Genomic DNA, 2,630 nt, shown 5'->3' on the forward strand with positions numbered 1-2,630 from the left:
AGTCGCTGGCCGAGGTGGTGGAGCCCCGCTACGAGGAGCTCTTCACCCTGGTGCGCGACGAGCTGCGCCGCAGCGGTTACGAGGATCTGGTCGCCGCCGGCGTGGTCTTGACCGGCGGGACCTCGCGCATGGAGGGCGTGGTGGAGCTCGCCGAGGAGATCTTCCACATGCCGGTGCGCATCGCCTGCCCCCAGAACGTTCGCGGGCTTGCCGATGTGGTGCGCAACCCGATTTATTCGACCGGTGTCGGTTTGCTACATTACGCTCTTCAGGAGGCCCGGCAGGGGCACGGTCGACATGCACAGGGCAGCATGATGCCGGCCCAGGTGAGGCGCGAAGACGCCAGCCGGCGCGGCTTAAGGGAAAACTTACCGGCGCTGGCAAGGCTCAAGGGCTGGTTGAAAGGAAATTTCTGACAGGATCGCCGCGGCGATCCAGGAGACGGGGCAAATGTTCGAACTGATTGATAGCGCACCCTCTAGCAGCGCGGTCATCAAGGTGATCGGTGTCGGCGGCGGCGGCGGCAATGCCGTCAACCACATGGTCGAGAGCAGCATCGAGGGTGTGGAGTTCATCTGCGCCAACACCGATGCCCAGGCGCTCAAGCGCGTCTCGGCCAAGACCGTCCTCCAGCTCGGCAGCGAGATCACCAAGGGGCTTGGCGCTGGCGCCAACCCCGAGGTGGGCCGCCAGGCCGCCATGGAGGACCGCGAACGCATCGCCGAGCTGCTCGGCGGCGCCGACATGGTCTTCATCACCGCCGGCATGGGCGGCGGGACCGGCACCGGCGGTGCCCCGGTGGTGGCCCAGGTGGCCAAGGAACTGGGCATTCTCACCGTGGCGGTGGTGACCCGTCCCTTCCCCTTCGAGGGCCCCAAGCGCATGCGGGCCGCCGAGGAGGGCATGAAGGAGCTCTCCGAGCATGTCGACTCCCTGATTACCATCCCCAACGAGAAGCTGCTCTCGGTGCTGGGCAAGAGCGCGAGCCTGCTGACGGCCTTCAGCGCCGCCAATGATGTGCTGCTGGGTGCCGTTCAGGGGATCGCCGAGCTGATCACCAGCCCCGGCATCATCAACGTCGACTTCGCCGACGTGCGCACCGTGATGTCCGAGATGGGCATGGCGATGATGGGCACCGGCGGTGCCACCGGCGAGAACCGTGCCCGCGAGGCCGCAGAGAAGGCGATCCGCAGCCCGCTGCTCGAGGACATCGACCTCCACGGCGCCCGCGGCATCCTGGTCAACATCACCGCCGGCCCCGACCTCTCCATCGGCGAATTCAACGACGTGGGGGCCACCGTCCAGGAGTTCGCCTCCCAGGACGCCACCATCGTGGTGGGGACCTCCATCGACATGGAGATGACCGACGAGCTGCGCGTCACCGTGGTGGCGGCCGGCCTCGACGGCCGTCAGCAGGCCAAGGCCGCGAGCCGCGAGCCGGTCAAGCGGGCCGAGGGCGGCAGCGACTATCGTCAGCGCCAGCGCCAGCGCCAGGCGCAGCCGGCGATGCGTCAGCAGCAGGCGGCGACCGCGCGCAGCGCCGAGCCGGAGGAAACCGCCAAGCCGCGGCCCGAGAAGCGGCGTGGCCAGGACCTCGACGACTACCTCGATATCCCGGCCTTCCTGCGCCGCCAGGCCGATTGAGTCGCGCTATCGAAGGCATAGGGCATACCGGACGAGCTTTCTTTGTTGAAACGTTCGTTCGGTGTTATAGTGAACACTGTTTGATAATCCCACAACAGCCTGGCCACTGCCCATGATCAGACAACGCACCCTGAAGAACGTCATCCGCGCCACCGGCGTCGGCCTGCACTCCGGCAAGAAGGTCTACATGACCCTGCGTCCGGCGCCCGTGGATACCGGCATCGTCTTCGTGCGCACCGATCTGGACCCCGAGGTGCAGGTGCCGGCCCGAGCGGAGTACGTCACCGATACTACCCTGTGCACGGCACTTAGCCATGGCGGTGCCAAGGTCGCCACGGTCGAGCACCTGATGTCGGCCTTTGCCGGGCTGGGCATCGACAATGCCTACGTGGACCTGAGTGCCCCCGAGGTGCCGATCATGGACGGCAGCGCTGGGCCCTTCGTGTTCCTGATTCAGTCGGCCGGCATCAGCGAGCAGAATGCCGCCAAGAAGTTCATCCGCATCAGGCGTGAGGTCACGGTGCGCGATGGCGACAAGGAGGCCACCTTTCGCCCCCACCAGGGCTTCAAGGTCGCCTTCTCCATCGACTTCGACCACCCGGTGTTCGAGGAGCAGACCCAGGCGGCGGTGGTGGATTTCTCCACCACCTCCTTCGTCAAGGAGGTATCCCGGGCGCGCACCTTCGGCTTCATGCGTGACCTGGAGTACTTGCGCTCCAACAACCTGGCGCTGGGTGGCAGCCTCGACAACGCCATCGTGGTGGATGATTACCGCATCGTGAACGAGGGCGGCCTGCGCTACGACGACGAGTTCGTCAAGCACAAGGTGCTGGACGCCATCGGCGACCTCTACCAGCTGGGCTACAGCCTGATCGGCGAGTTTCGCGGGGTGAAGTCCGGCCATGCCTTGAATAACCAGCTGTGCCGGGCGCTGATGGCCCAGCCCGACGCCTACGAGATCGTCACCTTCGAGGAGGAGGCCGCGG

The 2,630-nt window shown here is 66.2% G+C and carries 3 protein-coding genes; all 3 read left to right on the plus strand.

All coding sequences use genetic code 11. From position 1 onward, the window contains the following. On the plus strand, positions 1-416 hold a 416-nt coding region (locus J5F18_RS08985), incomplete at its 5' end, for a cell division FtsA domain-containing protein (RefSeq protein WP_346301904.1). A 34-nt stretch (positions 417-450) separates the two neighbouring features. Continuing rightward, on the plus strand, positions 451-1,644 hold the full coding sequence (gene ftsZ / locus J5F18_RS08990; RefSeq protein WP_346301905.1) for a cell division protein FtsZ: 1,194 nt from the start codon (positions 451-453) through the stop codon (positions 1,642-1,644). A gap of 112 nt (positions 1,645-1,756) precedes the next feature. Continuing rightward, positions 1,757-2,630, plus strand: an 874-nt coding sequence (lpxC, locus tag J5F18_RS08995; RefSeq protein ID WP_346301906.1) for a UDP-3-O-acyl-N-acetylglucosamine deacetylase, incomplete at its 3' end; no start/stop codon positions are given.

The sequence above is a fragment of the Halomonas sp. BM-2019 genome, from assembly GCF_017584085.1.

What these genes read in the sequence shown, in the direction of transcription:
- ftsZ (WP_346301905.1), top strand. Translation starts at nt 451, where the DNA reads ATGTTCGAACTGATTGATAGCGCACCCTCTAGCAGCGCGGTCATCAAG.